The sequence below is a fragment of the Streptomyces sp. NPDC004609 genome (genome assembly GCF_042873655.1).
Classification (GTDB): domain Bacteria; phylum Actinomycetota; class Actinomycetes; order Streptomycetales; family Streptomycetaceae; genus Streptomyces.
The window spans coordinates 254499-269408 of sequence record NZ_JBIALS010000001.1 but is presented as its reverse complement, the minus strand read 5'-3'; the positions used below and the strand labels follow the sequence as shown (position 1 = coordinate 269408).

Below are 14910 nucleotides of genomic sequence, written 5' to 3'. Positions count from 1 at the left end.
TCAGACCACCTGGTGGAGCCAGCGCACCGGCGCGCCCTCGCCCGCGTAGCGGAACGGCTCCAACTCGTCGTCCCAGGGCTTGCCCAGCAGTTTGGCGATCTCCGCCTCCAGGTCGGTCTCGCCCTGGACGGAGCGGGCGAGCGCGGCCCGCAGACGGTCCTCCGGGATGAGGATGTCGCCGTGGATGCCGGTCACCGCGTGGAAGATGCCGAGGTCGGGCGTGGCGCTGTAGCGCTCGCCCTCGGCCGCCGCGCTGGGCTCGGCCGTCACCTCGAAGCGGAGCATCTGCCAGCCGCGCAGGGCGGACGCGAGCTTGGACGCGGCGCCCGCCTCGCCGCGCCAGGAGAACTCGGCTCTCCAGGTGCCGGGTGACGCGGGCTGGCGGATCCAGTCGAGCTGGACCCGTACTCCGAGCACACCCGCGACCGCCCATTCGACGTGCGGGCACAGCGCGCGTGGAGCGGAGTGGACATACAGAACGCCGCGTGTCGTCACCGGGACCTCCAGTGTGGGACGAGGATCGCCTTCCCAGCGGTCTCAGTAAACAGCATCAGGAGTGAATCTCCACAAAAGGGACAGTATGTGACGTGATGTAATTTACCGGAGCCGATGGCGGCGGTGCCTCAGGGCCGACGGGGAAAAGCTACCGTGCGCGGGTGGCCATGGGGTGTCGTAATGTCGGTCCTGAGGGCTGTACACACCAAGCTTTCACTCGGCAGGACCTCGGGGGCAGTCGAGACGGAGGGGAATCCGGGATGCGCGAGCAGCGCACGAGGCATGCGAGGCACGAGAGGCACACGACCACCCGCCCACCACGTACCCGCACCGTCGCGGCGGCCCTGACCACGGCCGCCGCGCTTCTCCTGACCGGCACGCTCACCGCGTGCGAGTCGTCGTCGGACACCCAGACCAAGGGGGCGCCCGCGCGCAAACTGCCGCCTCCGGTGGTCTGGGACCGCAGCCCGGACTCGATCGCGGCCGTCGGCGACTCCATCACCCGGGGGTTCGACGCCTGTGTGGTGCTGTCGGACTGCCCGGAGGTGTCGTGGTCGACCGGCACCGACACCGAGGTGCGGAGCCTGGCGCAGCGGCTGATCGGCGAGCCGACGGTGCTGGCCGGACGGACGTGGAACTACGCGCGCACCGGGGCGGAGGTCGCCGATCTGCCCGCGCAGATGACCAAGGCCGCCGCCAGAAAGCCGGAGCTGGTGACGGTGATGGTCGGCGCGAACGACGCCTGCGCGGACTCCACCGAGCTGATGACCCCGGTCGAGGACTTCCGGCAGTCGTTCACGAGCGCGCTGCGGGAGCTGCGCCGTACGGCGCCCAAGGCCCAGGTGTACGTGTCGAGCGTGCCGGACCTCAAACGGCTCTGGTCGACCGGGCGGGACAACCCGCTCAGCCGGCAGATCTGGAAGCTCGGCATCTGCGCCACGATGCTGGACGACGCGGAGGATCTGAGCACCAGGGCCCATGCGCGGCGGGACCAGGTGCAGGACCGGGTGGTGGCGTACAACGCCGTGCTGAAGGACGTGTGCGGGAAGGATCAGCGCTGCCGCTACGACGGCGGGGCGGTGTTCGACTACCGGTTCGGGAACGAGGCGCTGAGCCGCTGGGACTGGTTCCATCCGAACAAGGACGGACAGAGCAGGCTCGCGGAGATCGCGTACCGGAACGTCACGGCGGCGAAACCGCCCGTGTGAGCGTGGGCGCGGGTCATGTCACGGCCGCCCGCCGTGGTGTGACCCGCCACGCGCGGAGAGGCGCCGGGGAGCCCTCGGCATCCGGCGGGCGGCGCGGGCGGCCATGATGGACGTATGAGAATCGCGGCGGCGCAGTTCACGCCCGTGCCCGGTGATGTCGAGGCCAACGCCGGTGTCATGCGGGATCTGATCGGCACCGCGGCCGGGCGGGGTGCCCGGCTGACCGTCTTCCCGGAACTGGGGCTCACGGGATACGCCCTCGGGCTGATCGCCCGGGATCCCTCGGTGGTTGTCTCGGAGGACGACCCACGGCTCGGTCCGGTGCGCGAGGCGTGCCGGGAGACCGGCACGGCGGCGGTCGTCAACGGTGCGGTACGGACCGGGGGCGGCCGGCCCGCGATCACCTCGCTGGTGATCGGGCCGGGCGGAGACCTGCTCACCCGCTACGACAAGCGGTATCCGCACGGCCCGGAGGTCGATCTGTTCACCGCGGGCACCCGGGACGGCCGGTTCACCCTCGACGGTGTCCGCTTCGCCCTGGCGGTCTGTTACGACAACCGCGTCCCGGCCGTCGCCGAGCGCGCCCGCGCGGACGGCTGCGCCGTGTACGCGGCCAGTTCGGCGCTGGAGAGCGGCAACGACTCGTTCGACGCGGTGTACCCCGTACGGGCGCGGGACAACGGCCTGTACGTGGTGCTCGCCAACGCGACGGGCGTCAACGACGTCGGGGACTGCCGCGGGAACAGCGCCGTATGGGGGCCGGACGGCTCGGTGCTCGCCACGGCGGGGCAGGAGTCACCGGGTCTCGCGGTGGCCGAGCTCATGCTCCGGCCGGACCCTCCCCCGCCCCGGACAGCTCCGGCCAGGCGTCCCCGCCGCGCTGAACAGGTGTCTCCGCCGCGGTGACCGGCGCCTGGGGCCGCTTCTTCCGGTGCTGTCGGCCGCTTCGGTCAGCTCTTGCGGGTGTCGTACGGCCCGGGTGCCGGCGGGGTCGGCGGTTCGTGGCCCGGCGTCCCGTCACCGGGCAGCGCCTCCTCCGGTACGGGGGCGATGTCCCGCACCATCAGGGTGGCGCCCGCCACCGCTCCGGGCATCAGCAGCACCGCCACGAACGGCACGATGAACGCGAGCGTGAGCGGGACGCCGAAGCCGAGGACCAGCGTCCGGCGGCCCTTCAGCAGGACCAGCCGCTCCTTCAGTTCGACGCCCCTGCGCTGGAGGGCGACGGCGGTCAGCTCCTCGGCGAGGAAAAAACCGGAGACGCAGAAGCCGACGACCGGGATCACCGTCTGGCCGACGACGGGCACGAAGCCGAGCAGGAAGAGGAGGGCGCCGTACAGCACCACCCGGGCGACGACCCGCAGGGAGTCGCGGGCGGAGATCCACAGTTCGCGCCAGAGGGGGAGCCCGGAGCGGGGCACCCGGCCGCCCTCGCTGCGGTCCACCTGCTCGGACAGCGACTCGTAGAAGGGCTGGCCGATCAGCAGGGTGACGGCGGTGAAGGTGACGACCGCGACGAACAGCCCGAAGGTGAAGGTCAGCGCGGTCAGGACGCCGTGGAAGATCCCGAGCCACGGTGAGGGCCAGTCGTCGGCGAAGGAGGACGTCGACCACTCCACCAGATCGTCCGCGCCGTAGCCGAGACCGATGAGCGCGCCCACGTACAGCACCAGCGTCAGCAGGCCGGGGAGCAGCCCGAAGCCGAACCAGCGGCCGTGGCCGAGGACCCAGCGCTGGCCCTTCATCAGGTAGCCGAAGCCGACGGCGAGATCACGCATGCCACCACCCTATCCGGGGGCCGCGGGCGGGCCGTGAGGGCGATCCGGGAAGGCATCCGGAACAGATCCGTCCCGTTACACCTCTTGAATGTTGCGGAGGTGAACAGGTAGACCCTGCGTACCGATTGTCGTGACTCGTCACGTCGGTCGACCCCCGAACCCCGGAGGCATCTACGCATGGGCATTCCCAGACCCGTTCTGGTCACCACCGCCGCGCTCGCCGCCGCCGTGCTCCTCTCACCCGTCCCCGCGACGGCGCTGCCCGGTACGCCGGACAGTCCGGCCGCAGCACCCGGCCGTGACACCCCGGACCCCGTACGGGAGGAGGGCATCACCGACTCCGCCCTCTCCAAGGCCCCGCTGTCCTCCGCGCTCAACGCGCTGGAGCGGCATGCCCCCTCGTTCCACCGGCCCGGCGGCTATCCGCGCCGTACCGTCCTGGACGCGCCCGCCGAGAACCCGGCCGACAAGTCGATCAAGCTCGGGCTCGCTCCGTACCACTCCATAGCCCCGCGGCTGAACGAGCTCCAGCGGCTCGGCGACCGCGTCAGTGTGGAGGTCGCCGGACAGTCGGCGGCAGGCCACGATCTGTATCTCGTCACCGTGACCGCTCCGGAGAGCTCCCGTGAGACGCGCGAGCAGGAGCGGATGAGGGAGCGAATAGAGAACTCCCCGGCCTCGGCCGCCCGGGACAAGCACATCAAGTCCGCCTACAAGACCCCGGTCTTCATCAACAACAACATCCACGGCAATGAGTGGGAGGGCACGGACGCGGCCCTCAAGCTCATCGAGGAGCTGGCGAAGGCCAAGGACGCCAAGACCGTCGGCCTGCTGGCGAAGAACCGCATCTATCTCAATGTGACGGCCAACCCCGACGGCCGGATCGCCGGGACGCGCGCCAACTCCAACGGCTTCGACCTGAACCGGGACTTCATCACCGCCTCGCAGCCCGAGGTCCGGGCGATGCGGCAGATCGCCATCGACAAGCAGCCCGCGGTCATGCTCGATCTGCACGGTTACGTCAACGGCACCCTCATCGAGCCGACGACCCCGCCGCACGGCGAGAACTACGAGTACGACCTGTTCCTGAAGAACGCGTACGCCAACGCGCTCGGCATGGAGAAGGCGGTCAACGGGCTCGGCTACACCCTGGAGAAGGACGGGGTGCGGCCCGCCGAGATCCCCTTCCGTGACCAGGCCGAGGGCTGGGACGACTGGCCGCCGATCTTCACCCCGCAGTACATGCCGTTCCAGGGCGCGGTGGCCTCGCACACCATCGAGTTCCCGATGACCGTCAACAACCGGTCGTACGACACCCTTCCGGTGGAGGAGCTGCGCAGGCGTTCCTCGATCAACACGGCGATCGCGGGCGCGGCGATGCGCGCGACCCTCGACTACACGAACACCAACCGCACCCGGGTGATCGCCGACCAGATCGAGACGTTCCGGCGCGGAGCCGCCGGTGAGGCACAGCGTCCGATCTCGGAGGAGACGGTGCCGGGCGTGCCCGGGATCGGTCCGGAGGATGTGTACACGACCACCTTCCCCCGGGCGTACGTCATCCCGGCCGGGTCGGGGCAGCGCAGCAAGGTCGCCGCGGGCCGGCTGGTGGACCATCTCCTCGCCAACGACGTACGCGTCGAGCGGGCCCTGTGGTCGTTCCGGCTCGCCGGGAAGACCTATCCGGCCGGTTCGTACGTCGTCGACATGAAGCAGCCCAAGCGCGGTATCGCCAATGTGATCCTGGCCGACGGCCGGGACATCAGCGCGGATGTGTCGGCGATGTACGACATCTCGGGCTGGAGCCTGGGCCGGCTGTGGGGTGCGACCGTGGAGCGGGCCGAGCGCGGCGAGCTGCGCGTGCTGAGCCGGCCGGTCAACGCGGCGGCGCCGACCGGCTATGCGCCGCCCACGGTGGACCGGCGCGCCCATTTGAAGCTGCGGCTGGACGACCCGAAGGAACTGGCCGCGCTGAACGAGCTGCTCGGGCTGGGTGTTCGGGTACGGCGCTCGGACGACGGCGCCGCGCTCGTGCCGGCGTCGGCACACCAGGCGGCGGTCCGGCTCGCGGACCGTCTCGGAGTGACGTTCACGGAGACCCGGGAGACCGGGGTCGCCTTTGTGCAGAAGGTCAGGGTGGCGGCCGCGGTGACCGCGGGTGAGCAGTTCGCCCTGCGGGAGATGGGCTTCGAGGTGGTCCCGGTGTCGACCGCGATCCTCAACGCGGGCTTCGACTGGTCCCGGGCCGATGTGCTGTACGTGTCGACCGGGCTGAGCCACGCGGCGCTGAACCCGGCCGCGCGTGAGGCCTTCGAGGCGAGCGGCGTGCCGGTGGTCGGCCGCGGCTCGGGCGGTGCGGCGTTCAACAGCGCCGCCGGGCTGCTCCCCGTCACGGCGGTGGCGGGCAACGGCGACGCCAACGGCGTGGTGCGGGTGACCAACGCGGGCGGGGCGATCACGGGCGGTGCCCCGGACCACTCGTTCGTCTACTCCCCGCTGTGGTTCACCGGCCTCGGCGCGGGTGTGCGGGTCGACCAGTCGTACGCCACCGGGAACCCGCTGGTGTCGGGCCACTGGCGGACCAACGCCAACGGCACGGGCGGACCGGCGGACGCGGCGGGCAAGCCGTCGATCGTCCGCGGCAACTCGGAGATGGGCCGGAATGTGGTGCTCTTCGGTACGGAGCCGATGTTCCGCAGCCATCCGAAGGGCTCGTTCGCGCAGGTCGCGCGGGCACTGCTCGGGTGGTAGCCCGGCGGTAGCGAACCGGCGGCCACGGCGGCCGGATGAACGGTGAAGGACGAGGGCCGCACCCCGGCGGGGGTGCGGCCCTCGTGCCGTTCCCGGTCCCGGGAACGGCACGGATTTACTTCATGACCTGAAACAATGATGCGCCTTGATATTTCATGTTGTCAAGCATCGGAGTACGCTGGTGGCCATGCCCACTCAACGAAGTGCCGACCCCCTGACCCTCGAAGTCGTCGAGCTGATCGGGACCGTCGTGGCGCGCTACTACGCGGAGTACGAGGAGGCAGCCGCCCAGCACTCGCTGACCGGCGCTCAGGCCAGGGTGCTCGGGCTGCTGGCGCTGGAGCCGATGCCGATGCGGCAGGTGGCGAAGAAGCTGAACTGCGAGCCGTCGAACATCACGGGGATCGTGGACCGGCTGGAGGTCCGCGGCCTCGTGGAGCGGCGGCCGGACCCGCACGACCGGCGGGTGAAGCTCGCCGCGCCCACGGAGGAGGGGGCGAGCACGGTACGGAGGCTGCGGGACGCGCTGGAGTTCGCGCGGGAGCCCCTGGCGGAACTGTCGGTGACGGAGCGGACGGTACTGCGGGATCTCCTCAGAAGGATGCTGGGCGCGGACGCGTAACAGCGGCGCTCGCGGGGGCCGGGGCGGCACGGAGGCCGCGTCCTGGACGCCCGGCCTCCGGGCGCCGGGCCGGAGACGGGCCGCTGGGCTGCCGGGCCGGAGGCGGGGTGCGGTGGATCGGGGCGGTAGTCCAGGGCACGAGTCCGGGGCGCGTCTCAGAGACACCACCAGAGGAACGGTCCGCAGGTCTCGGTGGGCACGGGAGCCGACAGCAAGGGCGCCGGGAGGTCTCCGGGCTCCTCCGGATCACCCGGCTCCTCCGGATCGGCCGGACGGTGCGACGAGGGCCGGGGCCGGGGGGCGGCCGAGGTCCCTCCCGTGGACGGGGCGGGGGTGGCGGCCGGACGCGCCGGTGACGGCGCGGCCGTTCCCTTGCCCCTGCCCTTGGTCTTTCCCTTGCCCGGGCGGGTGCTCGTGGGGCGTGCCGTACCTCGGGAGCCGGAGGTCCCGGCCGGCCGCTGGCTCACCGTGGCCGCGCCGTCCGGGGGCGTATCGGCGCCGGTGGGCTCCGGCGCGGGGACGGGCTCCGTGTCCGCCTCCTCCCTGACCGAGGTGGCGGGGCCGTCGTCGCCGTTCAGAGGCAGTTGCGCGACACCGAACGCACCGGCCACGATCACCAGGCCCAGGCCGCCGATCACGGCCTTGCGGCGCTTTCCTCCAGGGGGTCGGCGGTCCGCGGGCCGGGCTCCGGGGATCGTGCGGCCCGCGCGGCGGGAGGCCGCCGCCCCGGCACGCCCGCCCGCGCCGCCGGGAACGACCGGCAGCGGGGCCGTGATCTCGTCCGACTCGTCCACGGGCCCGCCCTCCGGCGGCCCCGGCCTGCGATGGCGCAGCTCCTCGGCCGGCGTGCCGCAGCCCGCGCAGGCCAGGGCGCCGTTGAGATGTCGTCGGCACTGAAGGCAGTAATCCATGGCGCCCGCAGGCTATGGGGCAGGAGGGGCGAGAGGTGAAGGACGCTGTGAGGGTCTTGTGTGGAACCGCCACCTCCGGGTGACACGGTGTCTTATGAGTTGACGGGGTGACGGACCGTCGGCTCCCGGCGGCGGGCAGGATGTCGGGCATGACCGCTGCCGCTCCTTTCGGGCCTCTCGAATTCCAGCTGGTGCTGTTGCGCCGGATGGCCGACCATCAACCGGTGCTCGTCGAGGACGCCCGGCGCGAGCTGGGCGTCTCGGTCGCGGACATGCGCGAGGCGAACCGGCGCTGGCAGGCGATGGTGCGCGGGCGTGGGTCCCGTGGAGCGCTGTCCCGCTACCGATCGGTGCTGGGCGCGCCGGAGCGGACGGTCCCGCGGCGCGTCGGCGATCTCGACTGCGACGCGTATCTGTGGCCGGTGCCGCTCTGGCCGGACCTCCGCTTCGAGGTGCTCGCGGTGCGTGCGGGCGGGGCGGTCTGGAACGAATGGCTCGTACGCGCGCCGGGCGCCGCGGGTCCGGCCCTGCATACCGCGCGGGACCTGGTGCCCTGGTCCTGCACGGTCGACGAGGCGGCCCGGGCCTTCGCCCCCGCGGTCCCGAAGGAGGGCTCGGCGCCCACCCGCCTGCAGCTGTCCCTGACCCTGCCGGACGGGCAGGGGTGCACGGCCGAGTTCTGCTGGGGGTTGCTCCAGCGGACGCTGTAGGGGCCGGTCCGGACTCGAAGCCCCCGAAGGCCCGACGGGCGGTACGGAGGCGCCCGGAGCACGGCGCCCGCCCCGCCGCCCGCCTCGCGGACCGACCGGAACCCTCCGGTCCGCATCCGTACCCGTATCCGTACCCGTATCCGTACCCGTATCCGTACGCCGACCTCCGCGCACGCACCCGGAGCGCATGGCTCCGGCCACGCCGTCCCGGACGCCGGTCGGGCCGGAAACCCGCACCCGACGCACCCGACGCACCCGACGCACCCGGACGCACCATGCGCACCCGACGCACCGGCCGTGCCCCACGCACACGCGGGGTGCCCGGCGCGTCCAGCGCGATCGGCGCGTCCGGGCGACCTGAGGCATCGGGCGTACCCGGCCCGGCCCGCCGTCCCCGGCGGCGTACCCCGGCGACCCCACGCCTCCGGGCGCCCGGGAGGACCCCCGGCGCTGCCCCGCCAGGGCCCCGGGGCCCTGGCTCGGCCGTCCCCGCCGGCGGCGAGAGCCCGGACGCGTCCGCCGTGCGTCATTCCGGTGGCCGTCAGCCCGACGGCGTAAGGAAACTGGTGTGGCGTCAGGCGGATACGCCCATGTGGACCACCCGGCGGGCGGGCGCACGCGCGGGGGCCGAGGATGCGAACACGTACCGCATTCGGGAGGATCCGCCGTGACCGTGAGTCTTGAGCAGTTGCGCCGTTGCCATGTCGCCGTCGATCTCGGGGCGGCGCGTACGAGGGTCTTCGTCAAGGGCGCGGGGCTGGTGGTCGACGAGCCGAGCGTGGCGGCGGTGAACACGAGGACCGGCGCGCTCATCGCGGTCGGTGCGCTGGCCGAGCAGATGACGGGCCGGACGCCGCACTACATCCGGGTCATGCGGCCCGTGTCCGGCGGCACGGTCGTGGACATCGAGATGGCGCAGCGGATGCTCCGTAACCTCCTCGGGGAGAAACTGCGCCGGCAGCTGCGCCGCAAGCCGCGGCTGCGGGCCGCCGCCTGTACCCCGCACGACGCGGACCCGCTGGCGCAGCGCGCCGCCGTGGAGACCCTGGTCGGGCTCGGCGCCCGCCGGGTGGAGCTGATGGACACGCTGATCGCGGCGGCCGTGGGGTGCGGGCTCCCCGTGGAGCAGCCGACGGCGACGATGATCATGGTGTGCGGCGCGGCGACGACACAGGTCGCGGTGTTGTCGCTCGGTTCGATCGTGACCGCCGAGCGCATCCCCGTCGGCGGCAACGCCATCGACCACGCGGTCATCCAGCATCTGCGCACCCAGCACGAGTTGATGCTGCCCAGCCAGTCGGTACGCCCGCTCCAGGTCGCCCTGCACGGCAACGGGCTGACCGCCCACGGCCCGGAGTCCACCGAGATCCACGGGCGTGATGTGGCGACGGGCCTCGCCCGTTCCGTACACGTGGACACCGCGGCCGTGCGCAACGCGATCCACACCCCCCTGACCTCCGTACTCGACGGCATCGGCAAGGTACTGCGGGACTGCCCGCCCGACCTGGTCGCCGATCTCGCGGACCGGGGCATCATGATGGTGGGCGGCAGCGCGCTGCTGCCGGGCTTCGACCAGATGCTGCGCGACGCGACCGGGATGCCGGTGCAGATCGCCGAGCGGCCCGACGTCTGCGCCATTCTGGGCCTCGGTGCGATGCTGGAGGGCAAGATCCAGCCGATGGTCCTCAACCCGCTGGCCGAGGTGGAGTAGGAGAGCGGTCGGAATGAGCACGTGTGAGTGACGCGGAGCCGGACACCGCCCGGCCCCGGCTGCCGATGCTCCTCGAAGCGGTCCTCAGCGTCGGGACGGACCTCGAACTGGACACCACGCTCCAGCACATCGTCGACACGGCGACCGGCCTGGCCGACGCCCGGTACGGCGCGCTCGGGGTCATCGATCCCGAGCGCGGACGGCTCAGCGACCTGTACACCTGCGGGATGTCGGAGGAGGAGCGGGAGCGGATCGGCCGGCTGCCCGACGGGGGCACGGGGATCGTCGGACTGCTCATCCGGGACCCGCAGCCGCTGCTGATCGACGATCTGGGCGAGGACCCCCGCTCGTCCGGGGTGCCCGAGGGCCATCCGCGGATGCGGACCTTCATCGGCGTACCGGTCAGGGTCCACACCGAGGTCTTCGGCAATCTGTATCTCACGGAGAAACGCGGTGGTCCCTTCACCGAGGAGGACCTCGCGCTGCTGAAGGTGCTCGCCTCCCAGGCGGGTATCGCGATCGGCAACGCCCGGCTGTACGAGGCCGCCCGCCAGCGCGAGCGCTGGATCGAGGGCGCGGCGGCGGTCACGACCGCGCTGCTGACCGGTGAGAGCGCCGAGGACGCACTGATGACGGTCGCCGAACGGGCCAGGGTCCTCGCGGACGCGTCCGCCGGGGTGGTGCTCCAGCCCACCGAGGAGGGTGGTATGGAGATCGTCGCCGCGTCCACGGTCGACGACCCGGGGGACATCGTCGGCACGACCATCGCGCCCGGCTCGCCCGTACTGGTCCAGCTCCTCGGCGGTGAGCCGGTGTTCATCGAGGACTCGGCGACCGATCCCCGGATGACGACACACGTACGCACCCGGTTCGGGCCCTCGATGATGCTGCCGCTGCAGAGCGGCGGCCGGCTGATCGGCACGCTCGCGCTGCCGAGGAATCGCCACGGCCGCCCGTACACCGCGGTCGACCGGCTGCTGGCCTCGCAGTTCGCGTCCCAGGCCGCGCTCGCGCTGGTGCTGGCGGACGCCCAGCACAACCGCGAGCAGCTCGCGGTCTACGAGGACCGCGACCGGATCGCCCGCGATCTGCACGATCTGGTCGTCCAGCGGCTGTTCGCCACGGAGATGATGCTGGAGTCCACCCGCAGACGGGCGGCGGCGGGTGAGGCGGACGAACTGCTGAGCCGTGCCGTGGACGAGCTGGACTCCACGATCCAGGAGGTACGGACCACGATCTTCACGCTCCAGCAGCCGCCCGCCGAGGCGGGGACGGGCCTGCGCGGCCGGGTGCTGCGGGAGACGGCGGGCGCGGCGGCGCTGCTCGGCTTCCAGCCGTCGGTGCAGTTCCGGGGCGCGGTCGACACCCTCGTACGCGAACCGGCGGATCAGCAGTTGCTGGGGGCGCTGCGCGGGGCGCTCGCCGCGGCCCACCGGCGGCCCGGCGTCACGGCGATCACGGTGGTCGTGGACGCGGCGGCCCGGTTCGAGGACGGCCGGACGGGGGTCCGGCTGACGGTCACGGACGACGGCGTCAGGGGGAGCGACGAGGGCGGCGAGGCAGCGGGAGGACACGGGCGGGCGGGAGCACGGGCTGCAGCGGCGGCGGGAGACAGCGAGTCCGGTGAGGCGCGTGGGACGACCGTGATCTGGCAGGCACCCCACTGACGGCGGTCGGGGAGCGCCCGCGCCCTCCCCGCTCCGGGGCCTCTCCCCGGCGTGTGGGGCGGGATGCGGGCGTACGGGTACGGCGGACGCGCACCGTACGGCCCGGGCAGTCGCCTCCCCGCGGCACGGGCGAGAATGGGAAGATCGCCGGCACGGCACGGCACGGCACGGCACGGCACGGACCGGCACGGACCGGCACGGACCGGCACGGACTGCGACCACTGCCCGACCCGTCGGAACCCCGGACCCGGAGCCCCCGGGCCCGTGACACCGCCGGGACCCACCGGAGCCGCCCGGACCGGTCGGGACCGCTCGGACCACCGGGCCGACACCAGATGGAGGACAACGAGCGTGAGTGACCTCTTCCCTGCCCTGCACGCCGATGCGGACCGGCCCGCCCTGCGCTTCGGCGACCGCTCGCTGACCTACGGGGAGCTGGCGGGAGCCGCGGGTTCCCTGGCCGTACGGATCGGCGGGGCGTCCCGGGTCGCACTGTGGGCGACCCCCACCCTGGAGACCGCCGTGGGCGCGGTCGCCGCGCTGCTCGCCGGGGTGCCCGTGGTGCCGCTGAATCCCAAGACGGGCGAGCGGGAATCGGGGCACATCGTCGCGGACAGCGCACCGGCGGCGGTGCTCGCCGGTCCGGCGGACGAACTGCCGGGCGCGCTGGGCGGGCTGGAGCGCGTGGACGTGCCGGTGCACGTGCCGGTGGCCGGCGCCCGCGGTCCGCTGCCCCGGGACATGGAACCGCTCTCCCCCGCGCTGATCGTCTACACCTCCGGCACGACCGGTCCGCCGAAGGGCGCGGTGCTGCCCCGGCGCGCGATCGCGACGACGCTGGACGCGCTGGCGGACGCCTGGCAGTGGACCGGGGACGACGTCCTGGTGCACGGACTGCCCCTGTTCCATGTCCACGGGCTGATCCTGGGCGTCCTCGGGCCGCTGCGGCGCGGCGGGCAGGTGCGGCATCTCGGCCGGTTCTCCGTGGAGGGCGTGACCCGTGAGCTGGCGGACGGCGGGACGATGCTGTTCGGCGTGCCGACGATGTACCACCGGCTGGCCGAGGCGCTCCCCGGCGACCGTGGGCTGACGAAGGCGCTGGCGGGGGCGCGGCTGCTGGTGTCTGGCTCGGCCGCGCTGCCCGTGCACGACCACGAACGCATCGCGGCGGCGACCGGCCGCCCGGTCGTGGAGCGGTACGGCATGACGGAGACGCTGATGAACACGAGTGTCCGCGCCGACGCCGAACCGCTGCCCGGGTCCGTCGGGGTACCCCTGCGCGGCGTGGAGCTGCGGCTCGTCGAGGAGGACGGCTCCCCGGTGACGGCGTACGACGGGGAGACGATCGGCGAGATCCAGGTCCGCGGCGACCATCTCTTCACGGAGTATCTGAACCGTCCGGACGCGACGGCCCAGGCTTTCGACGGCGACTGGTTCCGTACCGGCGACATGGCGGTCCGTGCCGCCGACAGCTCGATCCGGATCGTCGGCCGCAAGGCGACGGACCTCATCAAGAGCGGCGGCTACAAGATCGGCGCGGGCGAGATCGAGAACGCGCTGCTGGAGCACGAGGGGGTCCGGGAGGCGGCGGTGACCGGCGAGCCGGACGCCGATCTGGGGGAACGGGTGGTGGCCTGGGTCGTCCCGGCCGACCCCGGGTCCCCGCCGTCCGCCGAGGCGCTGGCCTCGCATGTCGCGGCACAGCTGGCACCGCACAAGCGGCCCCGGACGGTCCGCTTCCTGGACGCCCTCCCCCGTAACGACATGGGCAAGATCATGAAGCGTGCCCTGAGGCCCCCCGGCCGGGCCGGCGCCTGAGGCCCCGGGCCCGGGCCGACGCCTGAGGCACCGGGTCCGGGCGGGGGCCACGGCACCCGGTCAGGGCGGTCCGAGCGTGGCGCCCCGGGCCGGTGCCCCTCCCCGGCACCTCCGTACGATTTCTGTTCGATTCCCTTGTCCGGCGCGCGCCGACGTCCGTACCCGCCTAGCGTGAGGGGTGGGGCCGGGACCGGAAGAGGCCGGAGGACACCGGGGCACGGCAACGGACGTCACGGACGACACGGAAGGCCCCGAAACCCGGAGGACGAGGACGCGGAAGACACGGAACCGAGCTGACGGAGGCGGAGCTCCCATGGCTGTACGACCGGAAGGCACACCGTGCTGGGCGGACGCGATGTTTCCCGACCTGGAGGCGGCCAAGCGTTTCTACGGTGAGCTGCTCGGCTGGACGTACGGCGAGAGCGCGGTGGAGTACGGCGACTACACCCAGGCGTATGTGGACGGGAAGGCCGTCGCCGCGATCTCCCCGCAGATGCCCGGCATGGAGAATGTGCCCGCGTCCTGGAACCTCTACTTCGCCACCCCGGACGCCGACGCGACGGCCGTGAAGATCCGTGAGAACGGCGGGACCCTGATGACGGACCCGATGACCGTCGGGGACTTCGGCACGATGGTCACCGCGCAGGACCCGGGCGGCATGTACTTCAGCGCCTGGCAGGCGGCCGCCCACGAGGGTTTCGAGAAGACCGGTGAGCCCGGCGCGTACGCCTGGGTCGATCTGCTGAGCCGCGATGTGGAGAAGACCGACGCCTTCTTCCCCGCCGTCTTCCCCTTCCGGGTGCGGCGGATGGACGTCGACGACATCGACTTCCGTCTGTGGAGCGTCGGCGACGAGCCGGTGGCGGGGCGGATGAGGATGACGGAGGGCGACTTCCCCGACGAGGTGCCGCCGTTCATCAACGTCTACTTCTCCGTGGCACAGGTGGACGACGCGCTCGCCACCGTCGGAAAGCTGGGCGGCAGGACCGTGTTCGGGCCGACGGACAGCCCCTTCGGGCGGTTCGCGACGGTCCTGGACCAGCAGGGCGCGGTGTTCTCCGTCATCGATCTGGAGACACGGGAGGGCGATGTGCCGCCCTTCATCTGACCGGCGCTGCCGGGCGTCCGGCGACGCCGGTCCGGGACGGGTGTACGGGACGGGGAGTGACGGCCCTGCCCCGTACACCTCGTCGTGTCCCGTCCGGCCCGCACGCGCGCCTGCCGCCGCGGGTAAGGAGT

General features: G+C 72.6%; 12 protein-coding genes. 9 read left to right on the top strand and 3 right to left on the bottom strand.

All coding sequences use genetic code 11. From position 1 onward, the window contains the following. Positions 1-495, bottom strand: a complete 495-nt coding sequence (locus tag ACFYT4_RS01040) for a DUF3145 domain-containing protein (RefSeq protein WP_389263944.1) — start codon at positions 493-495, stop codon at positions 1-3. Between the two features lie 260 nt (positions 496-755). On the opposite strand from ACFYT4_RS01040, the gene ACFYT4_RS01035 reads away from it, so the two are divergent. After that, on the top strand, positions 756-1703 hold the full coding sequence (locus ACFYT4_RS01035; protein ID WP_389263942.1) for an SGNH/GDSL hydrolase family protein: 948 nt from the start codon (positions 756-758) through the stop codon (positions 1701-1703). Positions 1704-1817: 114 nt separating this feature from the next. Continuing rightward, a complete protein-coding gene (locus tag ACFYT4_RS01030; RefSeq protein ID WP_389263940.1) occupies positions 1818-2609 on the top strand; it encodes a carbon-nitrogen hydrolase family protein in 792 nt (263 codons plus the stop codon). Between the two features lie 44 nt (positions 2610-2653). On the opposite strand, the gene ACFYT4_RS01025 is transcribed toward ACFYT4_RS01030, so the two are convergent. Next, positions 2654-3481: an EI24 domain-containing protein gene (locus ACFYT4_RS01025; RefSeq protein WP_389263938.1), complete on the bottom strand. Its 828-nt coding sequence runs from the start codon at positions 3479-3481 to the stop codon at positions 2654-2656. A 177-nt stretch (positions 3482-3658) separates the two neighbouring features. On the opposite strand from ACFYT4_RS01025, the gene ACFYT4_RS01020 reads away from it, so the two are divergent. Further along, positions 3659-6232: a M14 family zinc carboxypeptidase gene (locus ACFYT4_RS01020; RefSeq protein WP_389263936.1), complete on the top strand. Its 2574-nt coding sequence runs from the start codon at positions 3659-3661 to the stop codon at positions 6230-6232. Between the two features lie 187 nt (positions 6233-6419). Continuing rightward, positions 6420-6854: a MarR family winged helix-turn-helix transcriptional regulator gene (locus ACFYT4_RS01015; protein ID WP_389263934.1), complete on the top strand. Its 435-nt coding sequence runs from the start codon at positions 6420-6422 to the stop codon at positions 6852-6854. 155 nt (positions 6855-7009) lie between these two features. Here ACFYT4_RS01015 and ACFYT4_RS01010 read toward each other — a convergent pair whose 3' ends face one another. Further along, complete coding sequence (locus tag ACFYT4_RS01010; protein WP_389263932.1) at positions 7010-7765, bottom strand: hypothetical protein; 756 nt, start codon at positions 7763-7765, stop codon at positions 7010-7012. A gap of 140 nt (positions 7766-7905) precedes the next feature. Between ACFYT4_RS01010 and ACFYT4_RS01005 the strand changes: the two genes are divergently transcribed. From ACFYT4_RS01005 to ACFYT4_RS00985, 5 genes are all read left to right on the top strand, one after another. Continuing rightward, positions 7906-8475: a hypothetical protein gene (locus ACFYT4_RS01005; RefSeq protein ID WP_389264246.1), complete on the top strand. Its 570-nt coding sequence runs from the start codon at positions 7906-7908 to the stop codon at positions 8473-8475. A 667-nt stretch (positions 8476-9142) separates the two neighbouring features. Continuing rightward, positions 9143-10186, top strand: a complete 1044-nt coding sequence (locus tag ACFYT4_RS01000; RefSeq protein WP_389263930.1) for a rod shape-determining protein — start codon at positions 9143-9145, stop codon at positions 10184-10186. Between the two features lie 65 nt (positions 10187-10251). After that, positions 10252-11853 carry a GAF domain-containing protein gene (locus tag ACFYT4_RS00995; RefSeq protein ID WP_389264244.1) on the top strand — a complete coding sequence of 534 codons (1602 nt, stop codon included), beginning with the start codon at positions 10252-10254 and terminating at the stop codon, positions 11851-11853. A gap of 351 nt (positions 11854-12204) precedes the next feature. Then, complete coding sequence (locus tag ACFYT4_RS00990) at positions 12205-13671, top strand: acyl-CoA synthetase (RefSeq protein WP_389263928.1); 1467 nt, start codon at positions 12205-12207, stop codon at positions 13669-13671. 313 nt (positions 13672-13984) lie between these two features. Further along, positions 13985-14779 (top strand): VOC family protein, encoded by a 795-nt coding sequence (locus ACFYT4_RS00985; protein WP_389263927.1) that lies wholly within the window; start codon positions 13985-13987, stop codon positions 14777-14779. Positions 14780-14910: the final 131 nt, after the last annotated feature.